The organism is Streptomyces sp. SAI-170 (genome assembly GCF_049739565.1).
Classification (GTDB): domain Bacteria; phylum Actinomycetota; class Actinomycetes; order Streptomycetales; family Streptomycetaceae; genus Streptomyces.
Genome location: NZ_JBMGQD010000001.1, coordinates 570,059 through 591,065 on the forward strand (window position 1 = coordinate 570,059; position 21,007 = coordinate 591,065).

General features: G+C 71.2%; 19 protein-coding genes. 12 read left to right on the top strand and 7 right to left on the bottom strand.

Features of this window, described 5'->3' with window-relative positions; genetic code table 11:
* The first annotated feature begins 224 nt into the window (after positions 1-224).
* Positions 225-773: a DUF1062 domain-containing protein gene (locus tag RKD23_RS02475; protein ID WP_424852055.1), complete on the top strand. Its 549-nt coding sequence runs from the start codon at positions 225-227 to the stop codon at positions 771-773.
* Between the two features lie 98 nt (positions 774-871).
* On the opposite strand, the gene RKD23_RS02480 is transcribed toward RKD23_RS02475, so the two are convergent.
* The 3 genes from RKD23_RS02480 to RKD23_RS02490 all read right to left on the bottom strand — a co-directional run bounded on the left by RKD23_RS02480 (position 872) and on the right by RKD23_RS02490 (position 3,463).
* Positions 872-1,951, bottom strand: coding sequence for a sensor histidine kinase (locus RKD23_RS02480; protein ID WP_424852056.1), 1,080 nt, complete (start codon positions 1,949-1,951; stop codon positions 872-874).
* Complete coding sequence (locus tag RKD23_RS02485) at positions 1,944-2,624, bottom strand: response regulator transcription factor (protein ID WP_424852057.1); 681 nt, start codon at positions 2,622-2,624, stop codon at positions 1,944-1,946. Before RKD23_RS02485 ends, RKD23_RS02480 begins: the two co-directional genes overlap by 8 nt.
* Before the next feature lie 134 nt (positions 2,625-2,758).
* Complete coding sequence (locus tag RKD23_RS02490; protein ID WP_424852058.1) at positions 2,759-3,463, bottom strand: VanZ family protein; 705 nt, start codon at positions 3,461-3,463, stop codon at positions 2,759-2,761.
* 229 nt (positions 3,464-3,692) lie between these two features.
* On the opposite strand from RKD23_RS02490, the gene RKD23_RS02495 reads away from it, so the two are divergent.
* Together RKD23_RS02495 and RKD23_RS02500 are read left to right on the top strand one after the other, a co-directional pair.
* Entirely contained in the window at positions 3,693-5,867 is a 2,175-nt protein-coding gene (locus RKD23_RS02495) for a discoidin domain-containing protein (protein ID WP_424852059.1), read from the top strand.
* 111 nt (positions 5,868-5,978) lie between these two features.
* Entirely contained in the window at positions 5,979-7,076 is a 1,098-nt protein-coding gene (locus RKD23_RS02500) for a DUF1996 domain-containing protein (protein ID WP_424852060.1), read from the top strand.
* A gap of 57 nt (positions 7,077-7,133) precedes the next feature.
* Here the strand turns inward: RKD23_RS02500 and RKD23_RS02505 are convergent, their stop codons facing one another.
* Entirely contained in the window at positions 7,134-7,700 is a 567-nt protein-coding gene (locus RKD23_RS02505; protein WP_424852061.1) for a TetR/AcrR family transcriptional regulator, read from the bottom strand.
* A gap of 111 nt (positions 7,701-7,811) precedes the next feature.
* Between RKD23_RS02505 and RKD23_RS02510 the strand changes: the two genes are divergently transcribed.
* Genes RKD23_RS02510 through RKD23_RS02530 form a run of 5 tightly spaced genes read left to right on the top strand, consistent with a single transcriptional unit; the run spans position 7,812 to position 13,084 of the window.
* Positions 7,812-9,497, top strand: a complete 1,686-nt coding sequence (locus tag RKD23_RS02510; protein WP_424852062.1) for a CocE/NonD family hydrolase — start codon at positions 7,812-7,814, stop codon at positions 9,495-9,497.
* A gap of 6 nt (positions 9,498-9,503) precedes the next feature.
* The gene (locus RKD23_RS02515) at positions 9,504-10,454 is read left to right on the top strand and encodes an ABC transporter permease (protein ID WP_424852063.1); all 951 of its coding nucleotides are present in this window, start codon (positions 9,504-9,506) and stop codon (positions 10,452-10,454) included.
* A complete protein-coding gene (locus RKD23_RS02520; RefSeq protein ID WP_424852064.1) occupies positions 10,454-11,311 on the top strand; it encodes an ABC transporter permease in 858 nt (285 codons plus the stop codon). Before RKD23_RS02515 ends, RKD23_RS02520 begins: the two co-directional genes overlap by 1 nt.
* Complete coding sequence (locus tag RKD23_RS02525; protein ID WP_424852065.1) at positions 11,308-12,303, top strand: ABC transporter ATP-binding protein; 996 nt, start codon at positions 11,308-11,310, stop codon at positions 12,301-12,303. The genes RKD23_RS02520 and RKD23_RS02525 overlap by 4 nt, the downstream gene beginning before the upstream one ends.
* Positions 12,296-13,084, top strand: coding sequence for an ABC transporter ATP-binding protein (locus RKD23_RS02530; protein ID WP_424852066.1), 789 nt, complete (start codon positions 12,296-12,298; stop codon positions 13,082-13,084). Before RKD23_RS02525 ends, RKD23_RS02530 begins: the two co-directional genes overlap by 8 nt.
* A gap of 109 nt (positions 13,085-13,193) precedes the next feature.
* On the opposite strand, the gene RKD23_RS02535 is transcribed toward RKD23_RS02530, so the two are convergent.
* Both RKD23_RS02535 and RKD23_RS02540 read right to left on the bottom strand, forming a co-directional pair.
* Entirely contained in the window at positions 13,194-14,642 is a 1,449-nt protein-coding gene (locus RKD23_RS02535; protein ID WP_424852067.1) for an amidase, read from the bottom strand.
* Positions 14,643-14,671: 29 nt separating this feature from the next.
* Entirely contained in the window at positions 14,672-16,318 is a 1,647-nt protein-coding gene (locus tag RKD23_RS02540; RefSeq protein WP_424852068.1) for an ABC transporter substrate-binding protein, read from the bottom strand.
* A gap of 225 nt (positions 16,319-16,543) precedes the next feature.
* On the opposite strand from RKD23_RS02540, the gene RKD23_RS02545 reads away from it, so the two are divergent.
* Positions 16,544-17,005, top strand: coding sequence for a DUF3237 domain-containing protein (locus tag RKD23_RS02545; protein ID WP_404041096.1), 462 nt, complete (start codon positions 16,544-16,546; stop codon positions 17,003-17,005).
* Positions 17,006-17,021: 16 nt separating this feature from the next.
* Here RKD23_RS02545 and RKD23_RS02550 read toward each other — a convergent pair whose 3' ends face one another.
* Positions 17,022-17,474 carry a MarR family winged helix-turn-helix transcriptional regulator gene (locus RKD23_RS02550; protein ID WP_424852069.1) on the bottom strand — a complete coding sequence of 151 codons (453 nt, stop codon included), beginning with the start codon at positions 17,472-17,474 and terminating at the stop codon, positions 17,022-17,024.
* Between the two features lie 162 nt (positions 17,475-17,636).
* On the opposite strand from RKD23_RS02550, the gene RKD23_RS02555 reads away from it, so the two are divergent.
* From RKD23_RS02555 to RKD23_RS02565, 3 genes are read left to right on the top strand one after another with little or no spacing between them, the layout of a single operon-like run.
* The gene (locus RKD23_RS02555) at positions 17,637-18,548 is read left to right on the top strand and encodes an SDR family oxidoreductase (protein WP_424852070.1); all 912 of its coding nucleotides are present in this window, start codon (positions 17,637-17,639) and stop codon (positions 18,546-18,548) included.
* A 1-nt stretch (position 18,549) separates the two neighbouring features.
* Positions 18,550-19,437, top strand: coding sequence for an amidohydrolase family protein (locus tag RKD23_RS02560; protein WP_424852071.1), 888 nt, complete (start codon positions 18,550-18,552; stop codon positions 19,435-19,437).
* 11 nt (positions 19,438-19,448) lie between these two features.
* Positions 19,449-20,990, top strand: coding sequence for an acyl-CoA synthetase (locus RKD23_RS02565; RefSeq protein ID WP_424852072.1), 1,542 nt, complete (start codon positions 19,449-19,451; stop codon positions 20,988-20,990).
* Positions 20,991-21,007: the final 17 nt, after the last annotated feature.

A 21,007-nucleotide genomic window follows, 5' to 3' on the forward strand; every position in this document is an offset into this window, starting at 1 on the left:
CCCTCCTGGCCCGCGGTCGTCGGCCCCACTCGAACAGAGACGTGCGAAAACCGGTGGAACGGCGCCATCGTGTGCCCTTACCGTGCTGCCGGACCAAGTCGCCCAGGCAAGGACGTGCCGTTGTACACCGTGTGAGACACCCCGAGCGCTGATCGGTCGCGCGTCGCATCTGTGCGCCGCGCTGCTTTTTGCTGCGGACTTCTCACTGGAACCGGTGTACTTCTGTGCTCAATACCTGGGTGGTCGCACCCACCTGCCTGCCGCTCGTTCTCCGTCGTTGCCACGCGTGCGCGTCCATGCGCTTCCGGGCACCCGGTAAGTTCCGCGTCAACGCGAACCACAAGGCCATCGACGCCTGGCTCCTCGTCCTGTGTACCGGTTGCGGGGACACGGCGAAGCTCACGGTCTTCGAGCGGAGGAACGTGCGCACCGTACGGCCCGAGCTGCTGGACCTGCTGCACGACAACGACCTCGGCCTGACAGCCGAGTTGCTCCAGGACCCGGTCCTGCAACGACGTAATCGCGTCGCTCTGGACTGGGCCGACGCCTGGCGCCTCGACACCGGCGGATCGGATCACCTGGACCAGGAGGTGATCGACGTCTCGGTCCGCTTCGCGGCGCGGATTCCCGTCCGGCCCGTACGGCTGATCGCCGAAGGGTGCGGTCTGTCACGGGCCGAGGTGGAGAGGCTGATCGAGGAAGGGAAACTCGTCTCGGCGGTCCGGCTGAGCGGCCAGCTCTCCGGGGACTTCACCTTCACGCTCAAGCGCTGAGGCCTCCTCGCGACCGGGGCCTGTCCGGGGGCATTCGCCGGACAGGCCCCGGTAGTTCCCCCCGAGTCACCCGCCGCGCGCGTGCTCGGCGACGACGCCTACGGCGCACCCGGGAGCCGGACCGTGACGAGGAGTCCGCCGGTGGGGCGGGGGGCGAGGTCGAGGGTCCCGCCGTGGGCGCGGACGACGCTGTGCACGATGGCCAGGCCGAGCCCGACGCCGGCGTGTTCATCGGTGCGTGCGCGTTCCGTTCCGCGCTGGAAGGGCTCGGTGAGGGTCGGCAGCAGTTCCGGTGCCACGGGCGGTCCCGTGTTCTCGACCCGCAGCACGCTCGTGTCGCCGTACGCCTCGGTGTGGACCGTCACGGTGCCGGCGACGGGGAAGTTGTGGACGACGGCGTTCTGGACGAGGTTCGTCGCCATCCGCAGCAGGAGTTCCGCGGAGCCGCTGGTCGGGGCCGCCCCGCCGGTGACGTCGAGCGTGATCCGGCGCTGTTCGGCGAGGGGAAGCAGCGTTTCGGCGGCTTCTTCGGCGACGAGGGAGAGGTCGACGCTCTCGCGGGTGAAGTGTCCGCGGTCGCTGCGGCTGAGCAGCAGGAGGGCCTCGGTGAGGCCGATCGCGCGCGTGTTGACGGCTTGCAGGCGTGCGAGGAGTTCTTCTCGGTCCCGTGTGGGGTCCTTGCGGGCGACGTCGAGCAGCGTCTGCGAGATGGCCAGTGGGGTGCGCAGTTCGTGGGAGGCGTTCGCGGCGAACCTCCGCTGCTCGGCGACGTGCGACTCGAGTTGTCCGAGCATGGTGTCGAACGCGTCGGCGAGTTCACTGAATTCGTCCTGGCGGCCCTCCATGCGGATCCGGTGGGACAACGATCCGTTGCCGACCGTCCGTGCCGCCGCCGTGATCTGTGTGAGCGGCGCGAGCATCCGGCCTGCGAGGAACCACCCTCCGACGAGGCCGAACACCAGCAGGAAGGCCATCGCCACGGCCGCGGCGGGGGCGAAGGTGTGCACGAGCAGGTAGCGGTTGGGCGAGATCCCGAGGAGGCCCTGGGAGTTGTCGGGGACGTAGCGCAGGATGAACGCCCACACCACGGCCAGCAGAAGAGCGCCGGCGACCGCGAGGAACCCGGCGTAGCTGATTGTGAGCTTCAGTCGGACGCTGAGCCCTGGGCGTCTATGCATGCGTGCTGCCCGGGCCGATGTCGATGCGGTAGCCGACACCCGGCACCGTGGCGATGACCCATGGCTCGCCGAGCCGTTTGCGCAGGGCGGAGACGGTGATGCGCACGGCGTTGGTGAGGGGGTCGGCGTTCTCGTCCCAGGCCCGTTCCAGCAGCTCCTCGGCGCTGACGACCCCGCCCTCGGCGGCGACGAGGACCTCCAGCACGGCGAACTGCTTGCGGGTGAGCGCGACGTAGCGTCCGTCGCGGAAGACCTCCCGGCGGAAGGGGTCGACCCGCAGGCCCGCGATCTCGCGGACCGGGGGACGGGCGTAGGCGCGTCTGCGGTCCAGCGCCCTCAACCGCAGGACCAGCTCCCGCAGCTCGAACGGCTTGGTGAGGTAGTCGTCGGCGCCGAGCTCGAACCCGGAGGCCTTGTCGTCGATCCGGTCGGCGGCGGTGAGCATGAGGATCGGGATGCCGCTGCCGGAGGCGACGATGCGCCGGGCGACCTCGTCGCCGGAGGGGCCGGGGATGTCGCGGTCGAGGACCGCGAGGTCGTAGGAGTGGACACTGAGCAGTTCCAGGGCGCAGTCGCCGTCGCCCGCGATGTCGGCGGCGATCGCCTCCAGCCGCAGACCGTCCCGGACGGCTTCGGCCAGGTAGGGCTCGTCCTCCACGATCAGTACGCGCATGTCCGAAGGGTAAGCAGCACCGCATATCGGTGGCGTATGCGGCGAGGTGAGGCGTGAGCCGCACCCCTTTGCGCCGACATGTGCGGACCGGTGTCCACACCGGCCCGCACCTCAGGCCACGGCGCCGGCGCGGGTCAGGCCACCCGTGCCGGCGCGGGGCGACCCCGCTCCGACGGCGCTTCCGCCCGGGTGGCCCACCAGCGGCGCGACGCCAGCGCGGCCAGCACGGCGCCGACGGCGTTGACCAGGACGTCGTCCACGGAGGACACCCGGTCCAGTTGGAGGACGTACTGCGCGGTCTCGACCAGGACCGAGCAGCCCGCACCGAGGGCCAGGATGCGCGGCAAGGACGCCGTCGCCGCGAACCGCATCGGGGCGAAGAACCCCAGCGCCGCGAAGACCAGCAGGTTGCCGGCGATCCCGAGCGACCCCATGGTGGCCAGGTCCCGCAGCGGGACCAGGCTCACCCGGGCCCGGACGGTGCCGGCTCCGGCGCCCGGCATCAAGGTCAGCCACAGGAACGGCACGGTCCCGTGGACCATGCCCACCTCGGCCAGCGAGATCCGCCCCGCCGACGCGACGCCGGCGGCACGCCGACGGCGCGCCAGCGCCCACGCCACCAGCGCGGCCAGGGGCAGCGTGACCAGCGTCATGAGCACCACGCCGTTGAACGTGTCGAGGCAGCCGTGCCACCGCCCCGCCATGCACCGCGGGGCGGACATCATGAGCGGCCGGCGCATGACGTACACGGCGTACGCCAGGCCGAGCGTCACCACGCTGAGGAGCACGATCCTGCGGGTGAGGCGGGGTGGTGCCGACTGGGATGCGTCGTGGTTCATGCCTCCATGGGAGACGAAGGGCCGTTGCGGAGGCGTATCCGGTTTTCGATACGTCCTCGATACACAAGAGCCAAAGACTTAAGTCAAGTTGAAAGGAAAGTACGTCCATCGTCTTGACGGTGACATGACCCGAAGGCATGGTGTGGCTCGGAGAGCGCTCTCCCAACGAGGTATCTCGGCAACGACCGGCAACGACTCCCTTCGCCCGCCCGCCCCGTCAGGAGCTCCCGTGCCCAGACCCCCCTCCCCGCCCCGCCCGGCCCCTCGCCGCGCGGGCGTGACTCTGCTCGCCCTCGGCGCCCTCCTCGCGTCCTCGCTCAGCGTCGCCTCCGCGCCGAACGCGCAGGCGGCCGACGCCCTCCTGTCACAGGGCAGGCCGGCCACCGCCTCCTCGCAGGAGGGCGACAGCTTCGCGGCCTCCGCGGCGGTGGACGGAAACCTGACCGGGACCCGGTGGGCCAGCCGGTGGAGCGACCAGCAGTGGCTCCAGGTCGACCTGGGCCAGGCGTCGGACATCAGCCGCGTCGTCCTGACCTGGGAGTCGGCCTACGGCAAGGACTACGAGATCCAGGCGTCGGACAACGGCACCGACTGGCGCCCCTTGAGGAAGGTGACCGGCGGCGACGGCGGCACCGACGACCTCACCGTGTCCGGAGCCGGGCGCTACGTCCGTATGCAGGGCCTGGCCCGATCCGGCGGATACGGCTACTCGCTCTGGGAGTTCCAGGTCTACGGCTCCGCCGGTGACACCACGCCGCCCGCCTCGGGTGCCGTCAAGGTCCAGGGCACGCAGGGCGACTGGCGTCTGACCGTGGGCGGCCAGCCGTACACCGTCAAGGGCGTGACCTGGGGTCCGGCGATCTCCGACGCACCCAAGTACCTGCCCGACGTCAGGGCGATGGGCGCCAATACGATCCGCACCTGGGGCACCGACGCGTCGAGCAGGGCGCTCCTGGACAGCGCGGCGGCCAACGGCATCCGTGTGATCAACGGCTTCTGGCTGCAGCCGGGCGGCGGTCCGGGGGCCGGCGGCTGCGTCAACTATGTGACCGACACGGCCTACAAGAGCAACGCGCTCACCGAGTTCGCCAGATGGGTGGACGCCTACAAGGGTCATCCGGCGACGCTGATGTGGAACGTCGGCAACGAGTCGGTCCTCGGCCTGCAGAACTGCTACAGCGGCACCGAGCTGGAGGCCCAGCGCAACGCCTACGCCGGCTTCGTCAACGACGTCGCCAGGAAGATCCACGGCATCGACCCGGACCACCCGGTCACCTCGACGGACGCGTGGACGGGAGCCTGGCCGTACTACAAGCGCAACGCGCCCGACCTCGACCTGTACGCGGTGAACAGCTACAGCAATGTGTGCAAGGTCCGGCAGGACTGGATCGACGGGGGCTACACCAAGCCGTACATCGTCACCGAGACCGGGCCGGCCGGCGAGTGGGAGGTGCCCGACGACGCCAACGCCATCCCCGACGAGCCGACGGACGTGCGGAAGGCGGACGGATACACCGACGCGTGGAACTGCGTGAGCGGCCACCGGGGCGTGGCCCTGGGCGCCACCCTCTTCCACTACGGCACCGAGCACGACTTCGGCGGCGTCTGGTTCAACCTGGTGCCGGACGGGCTGAAGCGGCTGTCGTACTACGCCGTGAAGAGGGCGTACACCGGCTCCACGGACGGCGCGAACACTCCCCCGGTCATCAGCGGCATGACCGTCTCCCCGGCCTCCTCCGCCGCGGCCGGGGCTGAGTTCACCGTGCGCGCCGACGTCCGCGACCCGGAGGGCGACCCGCTCACGTACAAGGTCTTCCTCAGCGGCAACTACGCGAGCGGGGACAAGCGGCTCGTCGAGGCGCAGTGGCGCTCGACGGGCAATGGGACCTTCGCCGTCACCGCGCCTCAGAAGCTCGGCGTGTGGAAGGTGTACGTGCAGGCCGAGGACGGCCACGGCAACGCCGGTATCGAGACCGAGTCCGTCAGGGTCGTCGCCCCGCCTGTGAACGGGACCAACCTGGCACTGAACCGGCCCGCGACCGCCTCCTCCTTCCAGCAGTCCTACGGCGACTGCCCCTGCGCCCCGGGGCTGGCCGTCGACGGCCGCGCCGACACCCGCTGGGCGAGCGACTGGAGCGACCCGCAGTGGCTCCAGGTGGACCTGGGCGCGCCGAAGGCCCTGCGCACGCTGCAACTGGTCTGGGACCCGGCCTACGCCAGGTCCTACGAGGTACGGGTCTCGGACGACGGCACCAACTGGCGTCCGGTGTACTCGACGGCCGCCGGGGACGGTGACGTCGACACCGTCGACGTCTCGGCCACAGCCCGCTATGTGCGCCTGCAGCTGACCCAACGCGGCACGGGCTGGGGCTACTCCCTTCACGAGCTGGGGATCTACAGCTGACGCTGCGCCCCCTAAGCGTGGCGGAACCCTACGCGTGGCGGAACCCACGGCGGGTCTCGCCACCCCCGCACGATCCCACCGCACCTTCCCCCCTCACGGGCAGGAGATCCCATGAGATCGAGTCCGAAACGGCTCTCCGCACTCCTCCTCTGCAGCGCGCTGCTGGCCAGTGCCCTCGGCGTCGGGACCATCGCCTACGCCGGCACCGACAGCCGTGACGCGGCACCCGCGGCGTCGGCCGTCGGGCACAGCGGGCACAGCGGGCACACGGCGGCCGTGTCCACCCTGGCGTCGGGCGACGACCCGGACGGCGACGGCTACATCCCGGCGGTACCCCAGGTCACCGGCGTCACCCCGTCGACGGCCACGCCGCCCACGCGCTACTTCCACGAGTTCCAGGCCAACTGCTCGGTGACGCACACCGCCCCGGACGACCCGATCGTGTACCCCGGCCAGCCGGGCAGGTCCCACGACCACACCTTCATGGGCAACACCTCGACCCACGCCGGCAGCACCACCGCCTCCCTGTACGGCGGTGCCACGACCTGCAAGGCACCCGCCGACGCCTCGGGCTACTGGATGCCCTCGCTGTACAAGGGCGACCAGAAGATCCTGCCCGTCGGCCCGCAGACCATCTACTACAAGGCCGGTGTCACCGACTACACGAGCGTGCGTCCCTTCCCCAAGGGCCTGCGGTTCGTCGTGGGTGATCCGATGCAGAGCGCCGACGCGTTCCGCCACCACCGCGGCTTCGTCGAGGGCTGGGAATGCGGCGACAGCTACTCCAACACCGACTTCCCGGCGACCTGCCCGGACCGGCCCGACGTACAGCTCAACATCCGCTTCCAGGCGCCCAGTTGCTGGGACGGCAAGTACCTCGACACTCCCGACCACAAGAGCCACATGGCCTACCCGGTCGTCAAACCCGGCACCAACGACAACATGTGCCCCGCCGACCACCCGGTCGCCCTGCCGATGATCGAGTTCAAGATGGCCTTCCCGGTCAACGGCGACATGAGCCAGGTGCGCCTGGCGAGTGGCCGCGGCTACTCCTTCCACTACGACTTCTTCAACGCGTGGGAGGAGCGCACGCTCAAGGCTCTGGTCGACCACTGTGTCGTGGGCGGGCTTCAGTGCGACGCCCGTGGCTACGACCAGACACGGCCGGAGGCGGGGGCGGCCCTGAACACGGACTACCGACTGCCCTGACCAACGCCCTGATCCGTCGGCCCGGCCTCTCCCTTCCATCGGGGAGGGGCCGGGCTCTCATCTGTCGATCAGGGCGTTCACCACGGCCTGGGCCACGCGGCGGGTGCGTTCCTCCGTCCAGTGGGCCGGCTCCTCCATGGTGGAGACGTAGTAGCCGCGGGTCAGCAGGGAGAGGACGTCCGCGGCGAGGTCGGCGTCGGCCACTCCCGCGGCGATGGACGCGTCGAGGAACTCCTCGCGTGCCTCACGCGGCTCGTCGCGGTCGACGCCGCCTGGGTCGACGTGCGCCGACGAGAGCATCTCGACCCACAGGGCGCGCAGCAGCAGGTCCTCGGGTTCGGTGCTGAGGTGCCATTCCACCGTGGCCCGCAGCCGGTCGGCGCCGATCAGGTCGCCCAGGTGGGCTTCCAGGTCGGTCCGCCACCGGGATTCGGCGGCGCGGACGGCGTTGGTGATCAGCGCTGTCCGCGTCGGCACGTAGTTGGTGACCATCGCGGTGGATCCGCCGAGTTCTTTGGCCACGGCACGGATGGTGATGGCGCGAGCCCCGTCCCGGGCGGCGACGGCGAGGGTCGCCTCGGCGATTGCCTTGCGGCGCTGGACTTCGTCGACGTCGATCGGCATGGAAGCAACCTAGCTCAGAGGGGGGTTGACGCTGAACTCGCGGAGATGCAACGCTGTTATATCACAGTGTTGTTTCTCGCGTTTCCCGCGACTCGCCTCCGTGGAGGGCCCATGAGCCTTGCCGTCCGACGCGTCACACCGGAGCCCGTCCCTCCGCAAGCACAGGAACACCGGGTGCGCATGCGCGACGGCGTGCTGCTGGCCACCGATGTGTACGGCGCCGACCCGGGAATACCGGCGCCGACCGTGCTGGCCCGGGTGCCCTACGACAAGAACAGCCGGTATGTCTTCTTCGACCGGATCGCGGAGCGGTTCACGGCCCGCGGCTACGTCGTGGTGGTCCAGGACGTCCGCGGCAAGTTCCGCTCGCAGGGCCGGACGCTGGGCTGGACCGGGGAGGTGGACGACGGGTACGACACCATCGAGTGGATCACCCGTCAGCCCTGGTCCGACGGGATCGTGGGCATGTTCGGCGACTCGTACTACGGCTTCACCCAGTGGTCGGCGGTGGCCTCCCAGCACCCCGCCCTGCGCGCCATCGTCCCCCGGGTGACCTGCACCAACAATGGCCCGGGCATCGCGAGTTACGACCCCGGCTCCGGCCCGCAGCCCCCGTGGCTGGAGGGGACCACGTATCAGGCGCAGGTCTGGACGGACCACGACAGCTTCGAGTTCGACGTCGACCTGACCCGGCGGCCCGTCCTCGCGGCGTACGAGGAGGCGTTCACCGCGATCGGTAAGCGCTCGGCGGGCTTCGACCTCATCGTCGGCGGCATCCCCCTCGCCCCGTACAACGGCCCCCACCCCTACGACGCGCGGCCGGTGCCCGTCCTGCACTGCGTCGGCTGGTTCGACAATCTCGGCACCGCCCATATGCGCGACGTCACCGAGCTCGCCCGGCGCCCCGGATGGGCGGCCGTGCAGTATCTGATCGCCGACACGATCGACCACGAGAACTACTTCCTGGAGGACGCCCCGGTCCCGCCGGACGCCGACCACCTGCACGACGACACCGCTCTGGAGCGCATGCTCGACTCCTACACGGGCCCCGCCGTCGAGTTCTTCGACATCTTCCTCAAGGGCGTCGCAGGGCCCGAGTCGCTGCCGCGGGTGCGGTGGAGGCTCGGCCACGTGGGCTGGCGCACGGCATCCGCCTGGCCGCCGCCCGAGGCCACACGGACCGAGCTGTATCTGGCGGAGGCATCCGCAGCGGCCGGCCCGGTCCCCGGCGGAACGCTCGCCCGGCGCCCGGCCGACGGCACGGAGTCGGTGCGGTGGCGCTACGACCCGGACGATCTCGTGCCGTCCGCGGCGGCCGACACCTTCGCGCAACTGCGCGATCACGCCGACGAGCGCCACACCCTCGACCGGGACGACGTCCTGGTGTTCACCGGCCCTGCCCCGGACCGGCCGCTCGACCTCGCCGGCCCGGTCCACGCGGTGCTGCACGTGGAGAGCACGACACCGACGTACGACGTCTTCGTCCGCCTCCTGGACCTGGCGCCGGACGGGACGGCGCGACTGATCGTGCGCGGCTGCGCCCAGGCCGACAGCCCCGGGGAGGTGCGGATCGCCCTCGGCCACACCGGTTACCGCCTGCGTCCGGGCCACCGTCTCGCGCTGATGATCGCGTCCAGCGACTTCCCCAACCACCTGCCCAACTCCGGCTCAGCGCAGAGCCCATGGCTGACCACCGCCCCGAAGGCCGGCCTGCAGACGCTCAGGACCGGTTCCTCCCACCCCTCCCGTCTGTGTCTGACCGTGCTGCCCGCGAGCGGCGAAGAGCCGGGGAAGTGATCCGCGATGAGCCTTCGCTACGTCGCCATCCGGGCGGGCATGCTCGTCGTGACCGTGCTCATGTCCAGCCTGGCCATCTACGGCGCGATGTTCCTGACGCCCGGTGACCCCGCCACGCTGCTCGTCGGCGGCAGCCGCGACCCCGACCCCGCCGTGCTGGCGCAGATCCACCGGGAGTACCACCTGGACGATCCGTTCGTGCAGGGCTACTGGCACTGGCTCGGCAACTGCCTGAGGGGCGACTTCGGGCGATCGCTCGTCTACCGCGACTCCGTCGCCGGCCTCATCGGCGCCCGCGCGGGAGACACCCTCGCGCTCGTCGCCTACGCGGCCGTGCTCGTCCTCGCCGTCGGCACCCTCATAGGGACCGTCGCCGCTCTGCGCGGCGGCCGGATCGAGGCGCTGGCCACGACCGTGACCGCGGGGGCGATGGCGGTGCCGACGTTCGTCATGTCCGTGCTGCTCATCTGGCTCTTCGCCGTCAAGCTGCCCTGGTTCCCGGTCTACGGCTCCGGCGAGGGCTTCACCGGCACCCTGACGCATCTGACCCTGCCCGCCGTCGCCCTCGCGATGACCTGGATCGGCTACGTCGCCCAGGTGACCCGGACCGCCGTGCGAGCGGAGATGCGCTCGGAGCACGTGGAGACGGCACGCAGCCGCGGCGTACCCGAGTGGACGGTGATCAGGAGGCATGTGCTGCACAACGCCTCAGGCCCGGTCTTCGCAGTCTCCGGCGTCGGCATCGCGGGCCTCATCGCCACCGCGGCCGTGGCCGAGCAGGCGTTCGGCACGGGAGGGCTCGGCGCCCTGATGATCGAGGCCGCCGCCAAGCAGGACATGGCTGTGGTCCAGGCCGTGTCGCTGATCTTCGTGGTCGTGTTCGTCGTCATCAACACCACCGTCGACCTGGTCAGCGCCGTCCTCGACCCGCGCACCGCACAGAAGGGGGCCCTGTGATGACGGCCGCCCTGTTCTCCCGTACCGCGCGCGAGCGGCGGACCGCACGTCCCCGCGACCACCTGACGCTCGGCGCGGGTTGTGTCGTCGGCCTGTTCGTCCTGCTCGCCGTGCTCGGTCCGCTGCTCGCCCCGCACGACCCGAACGCCGTCGACCCGCTGAACGTGAACGCCGGGCCGACCGCCGCGCATCTCCTGGGGACGGACGACACGGGCCGCGACCTGCTGTCCCGGCTGATCGCCGGCACCCGTGCGAGCCTCGCCGCCCCCGCCGTGGTGATCGCCGTGTCCACCACGCTCGGCACCTTCCTGGCGCTGGCCGGCGCATGGTTCGGCGGCCGGCTCGACCGGCTGGTCTCGGGCGCCCTGGACGTCGTGTTCGGCTTCCCCGGGCTGATCATGGCCGTCCTCGTCGCCGCGGTCTTCGGCGCCGGCCTCACCGCGCCGGTCGTCGCCCTGTCGATCGCCTATCTCCCCCTGATCACCCGGGTCGTCCGCGCCGCCGCGGTCAAGGAACGGCACCTGCCCTACGTCTCCGCGCTGCAGCTCCTCGGCGCACCGACCGCCCGCATCTGGCTCCGGCATCTGCTGCCGAACCTGCTGCCACTCGTCCTCGTGCAGGCCACCATCGGGTTCGGATACGCCCTGCTCGACGTGGCCGCGATCTCGTTCCTCGGCCTCGGCAGTCAGCCTCCGGACCCGGAGTGGGGGCTGATGGTGGCCAACGGAGCCCCGTCCATCCTGGCCGGCCGGCCGCAGCAGTCGCTGTACGCGGGCCTCGCCGTCCTGATCGTCGTCGTCGCGTTCAACCTGCTCGGTACGGGACTGTCCCGACGTCTGCTCGGAGAACACGCATGAGCCCAACGCCCCTGCTCCACATCGACGCGCTGCGCATCGACCTGCCCCTCGACGGAGCCCTGCGGACCGTCGTCCACCGCGCCGACCTGAGCATCCCCGAGGGATCGGCGGTCGCCCTGGTGGGCGAGTCCGGGTCCGGAAAGTCCCTGACGGCACGCTCCGTGATGGGCCTGCTGCCCGGCAGCGCCCGTATCGGCGGAGACGTGCTGTTCGCCGGGGAGTCCGTCCCAGCGATGCAGCCCGAACGCCTGCGCGCCTTTCGCGCCTCCGAGGTCGCCATGGTGTTCCAGGACCCGCGGGCCCACATCAATCCGGCCCGCAGCGTCGGGGACTTCCTCATCGAGGGGCTGACCACCGCACGCGGCGTCCCGGCCGCCGAGGCGACCCGGAAGGTCGTGGGCATCCTGCGGGAAGTCGGCATCCCCGACGCCGACCGGCGTATGCGGCAGCGGCCCCACGAACTGTCGGGCGGCCTGCTCCAACGCGTCATGATCGCCGCCGCGCTGGCCGCCGAGCCGCGGCTGTTGCTCGCCGACGAACCGACCACCGCGCTCGACGTGACCACGCAGGAGGAGGTGATGGCCATCATCGGAGAGGCCCGCGAAGCCCGTGGGCTCGCCCTGCTGTTCATCACCCACGACCTGGAACTCGCGGCCGCCGTGTGCGACCGGGTGGCCGTGATGTACGCGGGGACGACCGTGGAGGAACTCCCCGCGGACCGACTGCGCCGAGGTGCCGCCCATCCGTACGCGCGCGCCCTGCTCGCCTCCCGGCCTTCGCTCTCCGACAAGGGCGCGAAGCTGCGTTCCATCCCCGGCAGGCCCCTGTCGGGATTCGAGGTGCCCGAGGGATGCGCGTTCGGCGACCGATGTCCCCGGGTCCAGGACCTGTGCCGCACCGACCGGCCGCAGCCGGCTTCCACCGGTGACGCGACGGCGGCCTGTCACTTCCCCCATGCGGTCAGCCCCGAGGAGGCCGGAAAGCATGCTTGAGATACGCAATCTGCGCAAGGAGTTCGGTGACTTCGTCGCCGTGGAGGACGTGACGTTCTCACTGCCGGCGCAGGGATCCCTGGCGATCGTCGGGGAGTCGGGGTCCGGCAAGACGACCACCGCGCGCATGATCGCCGGGCTGGAGAGGCCCAGCGGCGGACACATCGTCGTCGCGGGCGAAGAGCGCGGGTCCGGGCGGTCGAAGCCGGGCGAGCGCCGTGCGCGGGGCCGGCAGATCCAGATGGTCTTCCAGGACCCCTACTCCTCTCTCGACCGGCGTCAGCGCGTCGGTGACGCCGTAGCCGAGGCCGTCGCGCTGCACCGGCGACTGCCCGCGGACCGGCTCCGGGCCCGCGTGGCCGAACTGCTCGACATGGTGGGGCTGGACGACCGGCAGGCGCGTTCCCTGCCCAGGGCGCTGTCCGGCGGACAGCGCCAGCGCGTCGCCATCGCCCGCGCTCTGGCCACCGACCCGGAGGTGCTGATCCTGGACGAGGCCATCGCGGCCCTGGACGTGTCCATCCAGGCGCAGATCCTGGCCCTGCTCGCCCGCATCCGCGCGGACACCGGAACCGCCCTGCTGTTCATCACCCACGACCTCGGGGCCGTGCGGCACATCAGTGACGACGTGCTGGTGATGCGGGCCGGCCGGGTCGTCGAACACGGCCCGGTCGGGGGCGTCCTCGACGACCCCCAGGACCGCTACACCCAGCGCCTCATCGCCGCCATCCCCAAGCCGGGATGGACACCACGGAGAAGGGCGAACACGGCTGCCGCCTGAGGCCCGGTGGGGGGGGAAGCAGCCCCAGGCCGGGCAGAGCGAAACGGCGTGCCCCGGCGGTCTGTCGAGACCGCCGGGGCACGCCGTCGATGCGTTCGGGAGCGGGTGGTCAGCCGGTGCGGGCCCAGGAGAAGGCCGGCCGGCTGCGCGGGGCGCGGGACTCGATCGCCGTGGCGACGTGCAGCAGCAGGTCCTCCTGGAAGCGTCCGCCGATCAGCTGCACGCCCGACGGCAGCCCGTCGCGCAGTCCGGTGGGCACGGAGACGGCCGGGAACCCGAGCACCGGGACGGCCTGCATCGGCCACTGCGCGGCCAGCAGCTCACCGACGCGGGTGTCGCCGGCGAGGTCCGCGTCCTGCTCGAACGGCGGCTCGGCGGTGACCGGCGTCAGCACGATCCGGTCATTGCCCAGGAACTGCTGGAGGCGGCTGATGAGGGTGCCGCGGCGGGCGTAGCCGCGGATGTAGTCGGTGAGGGTGGGGTGTTCGCCCCAGATCTCCGCGGCGGCGGCGAAGGAGGACGTGAGTGAGACGCGTACGCCGTCGTCGCCGAACTGCTCGATCTCGGACATCATCGTCTTCAGCTCCTGATAGAGCAGCAGCGACCACAGCCGGGCGGCCTCGCCGAGCAGGGGAAGCTCGACCTCCTCCACCTCGTGGCCGGCCTCGGCGAGCCAGCGGGCCGCGTCGTCGACGGCGGCGTCCACGGTGGGGTGGGGCTTGGCCGGCCCGGCGGCGCGCACGACCGCGACCTTCACCCGGCGCGGCTCGCCCAGCGGCGGGCGCGCCGGAAGGCCCACGGGGTCGGTCAGATCGGGCGTCACCATGGCGTGCAGGCCGAGGCGTACGTCGTCGACGGTCCAGCCGATCGGCCCGTGGACCGCCATGGTCTGGAACGACAGGGGGCTGTCGAATTCGACCGCGCCGCGCGGTTCGACCCCGGAGACGAGGCCCATGGTGGGTCGGAGCCCCACGGCGCCGCAGCAGTAGGCCGGGAAGCGGACGGAACCGCCGATGTCGTTGCCCTGGGCGAGAGGGGTCATGCCTGCGGCGACGGCCGCGGCGGCGCCGCCGGAGGAGCCGCCGGGGGTGTGGCCGGGATGCCACGGGTTGAGGGTCCTGCCGTGCAGGTCGTTGGCGGTGAACCAGCGCACGGCGAAGGCGGGGCTGTTGCTGCGGCCCATCAGGGTCGCTCCGGCCTCGCGCAGTGCGGCGACGCAGACGGCGTCCTCCTGGGCGACGGCGCCGGCCCAGGCCGGGACGCCGTGCGAGCTGGCGTATCCGCGCTGCGAGGTGTTGATCTTCGTGGAGACCGGGACGCCGAGCAGGGGCGGCACGTCGCCGCCCGCGGCGACCGCGGCGTCGGCGGCCGCGGCCTGGGCGAGGGCTTCCTCGGGCCGGATGTCCACGAGGGCGTTGAGCACCGGGTTCGTCGCCTCGATGCGCGCGAGGAACGCCTCGGCGACCTCGGTCGCCGAGAAGGCTTTGGCGCGGATTCCGGCGGCCAGTTCGGCGGCCGGGCGGTCCCACAGCGGTGTGTCGGCCGGGGCGTCGGTCATCGTCGTCTCCTGATGCGAAGGGGTCGCGGTCACTTGTCGGTGCCGCCGAGGTGGGCGGCCCACGGCATGCCCATGTAGGCGAAGGAGGCCGGGGCGCCGCTGAGGCGCTTGTTCATGAACATCCGCTCGTGCGTGGTGGCGAGGTAGACCGCGGGGACGGTGGGGGTGAAGAGGGCCTGGGCCTCGCCGTACGCCTGGGCGGACGCCACGGGGTCGGAGGAGGTACGGGCCCGGTCGAGCAGCCGGGTCGCCTCGGGGTTGTCGTAGTGCGTCCAGTTGAAGATGCCACGCGGGTCGACCATCTCGGCGACGTAGGACGACGGGTCCGGCATGGTGACGTAGCCGAAGGTGAGGATGAGGTCGAGTCCCTCGCGGACCGAGGGGTCGTAGAAGAGCGAGGACATCTCGGCGGGCTGGAGCTGCTTGATCTCGATGGCGACGCCGATCTTGTCGGCCGCAGCCTGGATGAACGTCAGTGCCTGGAGTCCGCGCTGGTCACCGGCGGGGATGGCGGCCACCAGCGGACGCGGGACGGGACCGGCCTCGGCGACCAGTCGCTTCGCCTTCCGCTCGTCCGGCTTCGGGACGGCGGGCAGTGCCGCGTAGGCGGCATCGAAGTGGGCGGCGGCCCTGTCGCCGCGCCAGGTCAGCGGCGGGACGAGCGACTTCAGGGTGGTGGCGTCACCACCGAAGACGTTCCTGATCAGGGCGTCGCGGTCGATGACCAGGGAGAGGGCGTCCAGCAGTCTGCGGTCGGCGGCGGGCGAGTCGGCGTGGCCGGGGATCAGCAGGACGTTCTGCGTCGAGGGGCCGAGATACACGGTGCCGCTGTCGGCCTTGCCGAGCGCGGTCGCGCTGCTGGGCGGCAGTTCGTAGGTGCCGTCCACCTCACCGGACAGCAGCGCGCCGGTCAGCGTGTTGTTGTCGGTGATGAACCGGAACTCGACCTGCCGCGCCTTCGGCTTCAGCCCGGTGTCCCAGTAGGCGTCGTTGCGTTCCAGCGTGATGCTGCCGCCGGACTTCCATGACCCCAGCTTGAAGGGGCCCGTGCACATGAGGCCGCCCTTCGCCGTTCCGTAGGCGGGGCCTGCCTTCTCGGTGTACGTCTTCTCGCTGACCGCGCCGAACGACGTCGCCAGGGCCTTGGTGAGCGTCTGGTCGTAGCCCTTGGTGCGCAGGGTCACCTGGTGGGGGCCGGTGGCCCGGATCGACGTCACGGAGGCGAGGTAGTTGCCGTACAGCGCCTGGGTTCTGGGGTCCCGCTGCCGCTCCAGGCTGTGGATCACGTCCTGGGGTGTCATGGGCTCGCCGTTCCAGAACTCGACGTCGGAGCGCAGGTCGAGCACGAGGGTGCGGTCGTCGGTCCAGGTGACCTTCCGGGCGAGTCCGGGGCTCAGGGAGAAGTCCGCGTTCATCCGGGTCAGGGTGTCGCAGAGGTTGGCCTCGACCGTCTGGGGCGAGTAGTCGCCGATCTTGGCGGGGTCCAGCGTCGCCGGCTCTCCGTAGGGCAGTGCCCAGGTCACGCGGTCCAGCTCGGAGCTGCCGGGGGTGGTGGAGGTGGTGAGATGGCCGGGCGTGGGTGCCCGGCCGCTGCCGTTCGACGAGCCGGTGCAGGCCGTGGCGGCCAGCAGTCCCACGCTCGTGAGCACCGTCAGCACCGATTTTTTCGCAGCCATGGCTGATGCTCCTTGCCGAGAGGAGTGAGAGGAGGAGGGGTTGGGGGACGCTCGACATGGGGGAACGCCTGAGAACGCCTGGGAGGCCTGAGAACGTCGACGAGCCGTCGTAAACGAACGTCATATAACGCTGTTGCATCTCACGCTGGCATCTGGTGAGCTAACGCGTCAAGAGCAAGACGTGACCGTCTCGCGCATCAACCCTCACCGAAGCGGAGAACCGCCATGCCTTTCACACCCGCCCTGGAGTTCGTCTTCGAGATCCGCGCCGAGGTGTCCGACACCCTGCACATCGGCCACGGTGACGGCGAGGTCACCGAGTTCACCCCCATCGTCGGGGGCAGCGTGGACGGCCCGCGGCTGCGCGGGACGGTCCTTCCCGGCGGAGGCGACTGGAGCAGCACCCGCGGGGAGGTCTGCGAGCTGGAGGCCCGGTATCTGATCCAGGCGGAGGACGGTGCGGTGATCGACATCGTCAACCGCGGCTACTACCGGCCCAGGCCGGACGCCCCGGACCAGTTCGACGGGGACGTCCAGGTCTCCGAGGCCGGCCACTACTACCGCACATCCCCGGTCTTCCGTACGGACGCCCCCGCCCACCGCTGGCTCGCGGAGACCGTCTTCGTCGGCCTCGCCCGCCCGGACGGCGACGACGCCGTCGTCATCCGCATGTACGCGCTGAAGTAGCCCCCGGCCCATCCGCCTAGGACAGGGATCGCCACGCCGCGTTCAGCGCCTCGCGGAACGTGGCGATCTGCTCCGGGCTCAGGTCGGCGACCATCGACTCCTCGAGCCGGCGCGCCGGTTCGGCGTACTCGGCGAGCAGCCGCCGACCCGGGGCGGCGAGCAGGATGAGGCGTTCGCGGCGATTGGCGGGGTTGGGCTCGCGGTGGATCAGGCCGCGGCTCTCCAGCGCGCGGACCATGTCGGCCATGGACTGGGCGGTGACGAAGGAGTCCCGGGCGAGCTGCGCCGCGGAGATGCCGTCGTGTCGCTCCAGGACGGTGAGGGCGGTGTACTGCAGCGCCGTGATGCCGGCGGGCTTGAGCAGCTCGTCCAGGCGGGCGCGGACCGCCAGCTCCGTTCTCTTGACCAGGTAGAGCAGTGAGGCGCTCACGTTCAGCCTTTCGCGACGGCGGGTGTCCGCAGGGGTCATCGCCCTGCGCCGGGCGCCGCCGGGTGGCGGCCCGGCCCACTCTAGGCCGTTGACAGGAATCCTGTTGATTCCCCAGACTGCATTCATCAGGATTCCTGTCGATCCCGGTGTCCACCGGCCCGTCGACACCCCCCTTTTTCGCACCTACGAGAGGCACCTCTCATGGACCTTCAGGGCAAAGTCGCCGTCGTCACCGGCAGTGGCCGCGGTCTCGGCCTTGCGTACGCCCGGGCCCTCGCCGCGGCCGGCGCGGCCGTCGTCGTCAACGACGTCGACCGGGACGTCGTCGACGCCGCCGTCGACTCGATCACGTCGCAGGGCGGCACGGCGACCGGTGTGGTCGCGGCGGTGGGCGACAGCGAGACGGCCCAGCGGCTGGTGGACACGGCGGTGGATGAGTTCGGACGGCTGGACGTGCTCGTCACCAACGCGGGCATCCTGCGCGACCGCGTGCTGTGGAAGATGACCGACGACGACTTCGACGCCGTGGTCCGCGTCCATCTGCGCGGCACGTTCACCTGCGCCCGGGCGGCGGCCGTCCGTATGCGGGAACAGGGCACAGGCGGCCGGCTCGTGCTGATCTCCTCGCCGGCCGGCCAGCGCGGCAACTTCGGCCAGACCAACTACGCCGCGGCCAAGGCGGGCATCGTCGCCATGGCCCGGACCTGGGCCATGGAGCTGGGCCGCGCCGGCATCACCGTCAACGCCGTCGTGCCCGTCGCAGCCACCGAGATGACCAAGACCATCCCGGCGTTCGCACCGGTCATCGAGGAGGCCGAGCGCACCGGCAAGCCGCTGCCGGACTGGCTGCGCAAGGACGAGGGCCTCGGCACCGTCGAGGACGTCGCCGCCCTGATCACCTTCCTGGCCTCCGACGCCTCCCAGTCGGTGACCGGGCAGGCGATCGGCATCGGCGGCGACCGGCTGGCCCTGTGGGCGCACCCGAAGGAGAAGGCGGTCGCCTTCGCCGACGGCGGCTGGAGCGCCGACGCGATCGCCGATCACTGGCCGGGCGGTGTCGGCGCCGAGCCCGAGACCTACGGCATCCCCGCGCCCAAGGCCCCGGAGGCATGAGATGGGCGACCTCGCGCTCGACCTCGACCGGCTGACGGCCATCGACGTGCACACGCACGCGGAGGTCTCCAAGGACGGTCACGGGGCGCTGAGCCCGGAACTGTTCGGCGCCTCGGAGACGTACTTCAAGGCCCACGGACACCGGCAGCCGACCGTCGACGAGATGGCCGACCACTACCGCGAACGCCGCATGGCGGCCGTGGTGTTCACCGTCGACGCCGAACACGCCACCGGGCATCCGCGGATCTCCAACGAGGAGATAGCGGAAAGCTGCGCGGGCCACGCCGACGTGCTGATCCCGTTCGCCAGCATCGACCCGCACAAGGGACGCGCGGGGGTGCGGGAGGCCCGGCGCCTGGTGGAGGAGCACGGCGTGCGCGGGTTCAAGTTCCACCCCAGCATCCAGGCGTTCTCCCCCGACGACCGGCTCGCCTATCCGTTGTACGAGGCCATCGAGGAACTCGGCGTCCCCGCGCTGTTCCACACCGGCCAGACCGGCATCGGCGCGGGCGTCCCGGGCGGCGGCGGCATCCGGCTGAAGTACTCCGACCCCATGCTGGTCGACGACGTCGCTGTCGACTTCCCCGAGCTGCGGATCATCCTCGCCCACCCGTCCTTCCCCTGGCAGGACGAGGCCCTGGCGGTGGCCACGCACAAGCCGCACGTGTACATCGACCTGTCCGGCTGGTCGCCGAAGTACTTCCCGCCGCAGCTCGTGCGCTACGCCAACACCCTGCTCAAGGACAAGGTCCTCTTCGGCTCCGACTACCCCGTCATCACGCCCGACCGGTGGCTGGCGGACTTCGACGGGCTCGACATCAAGCCCGACGTCCGGCCGAAGATCCTCAAGGAGAACGCCGCCCGATTGCTCGGTCTGCTCACGGACTGAAGGAGCCGTTCGTGTTGAACCAAGGCATCGGTTCGTGGCCGGCCCGCCGGGCCCACAAGACGCCCCACCGCGTCGCCGTCGTCCACGACGAACACACCTCGACCTACGGCGAGTTGCACCGGCGCGTGCTGCGACTCGCCCACGCCCTGCGCGCCCTGGGCATCGGACACGGCGACCGGGTCGCGTATCTGGGGCCCAACCATCCGGCGTTCCTGGAGACGCTGTTCGCCGCCGGGGCGCTCGGCGCCGTCTTCGTCCCGCTGAACACCCGGCTCGCCGCCCCGGAACTGGCGTACAACCTGGCCGACTCGGGCAGCAGCGTGCTCGTCCACGCGCCGGAGCAGGCACAGGCCGCCCGTGCCGCGGCCGAGGAGGCCCGCGTCCCGCACCGGATCGCGCTCGACGGGCCCGGCGAAGGCGCCCTCGGTTACGAGGAGTTCCTCGGCGACGGCGCCGGCGGTCCACTGGACGAGACCGTGGCGCCCGAGGACCCCTGCATGATCATGTACACCTCCGGCACCACGGGCCGCCCCAAAGGCGCGGTCCTCTCCCACGCCAACATCATCTGGAACAGCGTCAACGTCCTCGTCGACACCGATCTGGCCGGCGACGAGGTGACCCTGGTCGTGGCGCCGCTGTTCCACACCGCCGGCCTCAACATGACGTGCCTGCCCACCCTCCTCAAGGGCGGCCGGGTGGTGCTGCTCGGTGCCTTCGACGCCGAGCACGTACTGGAGACCGTCGAGCGCAGGCGAGTGACGTACATGTTCGGTGTCCCCACCATGTACGACGCCAGGGCCGCACACCCCCGGTGGGCGACGGCGGACCTGTCCAGCCTGCGCACCCTCAACTGCGGCGGCGCACCCGTGCCCGCGCGCACCATCGCCACGTACCTCGCCCGCGGGCTGGCCTTCAGCCAGGGGTACGGCATGACCGAGGCGTCACCCGGGGTCCTCTACCTGGACCGGGAGCAGACCTCGGCCAAGGCCGGTTCAGCGGGGGTGCCGCACTTCTTCACCGACACCCGTGTGGTGCTGCCCGACGGCAGCGAGGCCGGACCCGGAGAACGCGGCGAGATCCTCGTCCACGGCCCCCACGTCATGACCGGCTACTGGGGCCGGCCCGAGGACACCGAGGCCGCGTTCACCGACGGCTGGCTGCGCACCGGCGACATCGCCCGCACCGACGCCGACGGGTACGCCTACCTCGTCGACCGGGCCAAGGACATGTTCGTCTCGGGCGGCGAGAACGTCTACCCGGCCGAGGTCGAGGACGCGCTCCTCACCCACGGGGCCGTCGCCGAGTGCGCGGTCATCGGTGTGCCCGACCCGGTCTGGGGCGAGGTCGGCCGTGCCGTCGTCGTCCTTCGGCCCGACGCCCGCGCGGACGAGGAGGACATCCTCGGCCATCTGCGGGGCCGGCTCGCCAAGTACAAGATCCCCAGGTCCCTCGTCGTAGCCCAGTCCCTGCCCCGTACGGCCTCCGGGAAGATCATCAAGCCCGCCGTGCGCGACACCTACGGCACCGGTCCGGCCGAGCGCCCCCGCCGGTGACACACGACTCAGGCAGG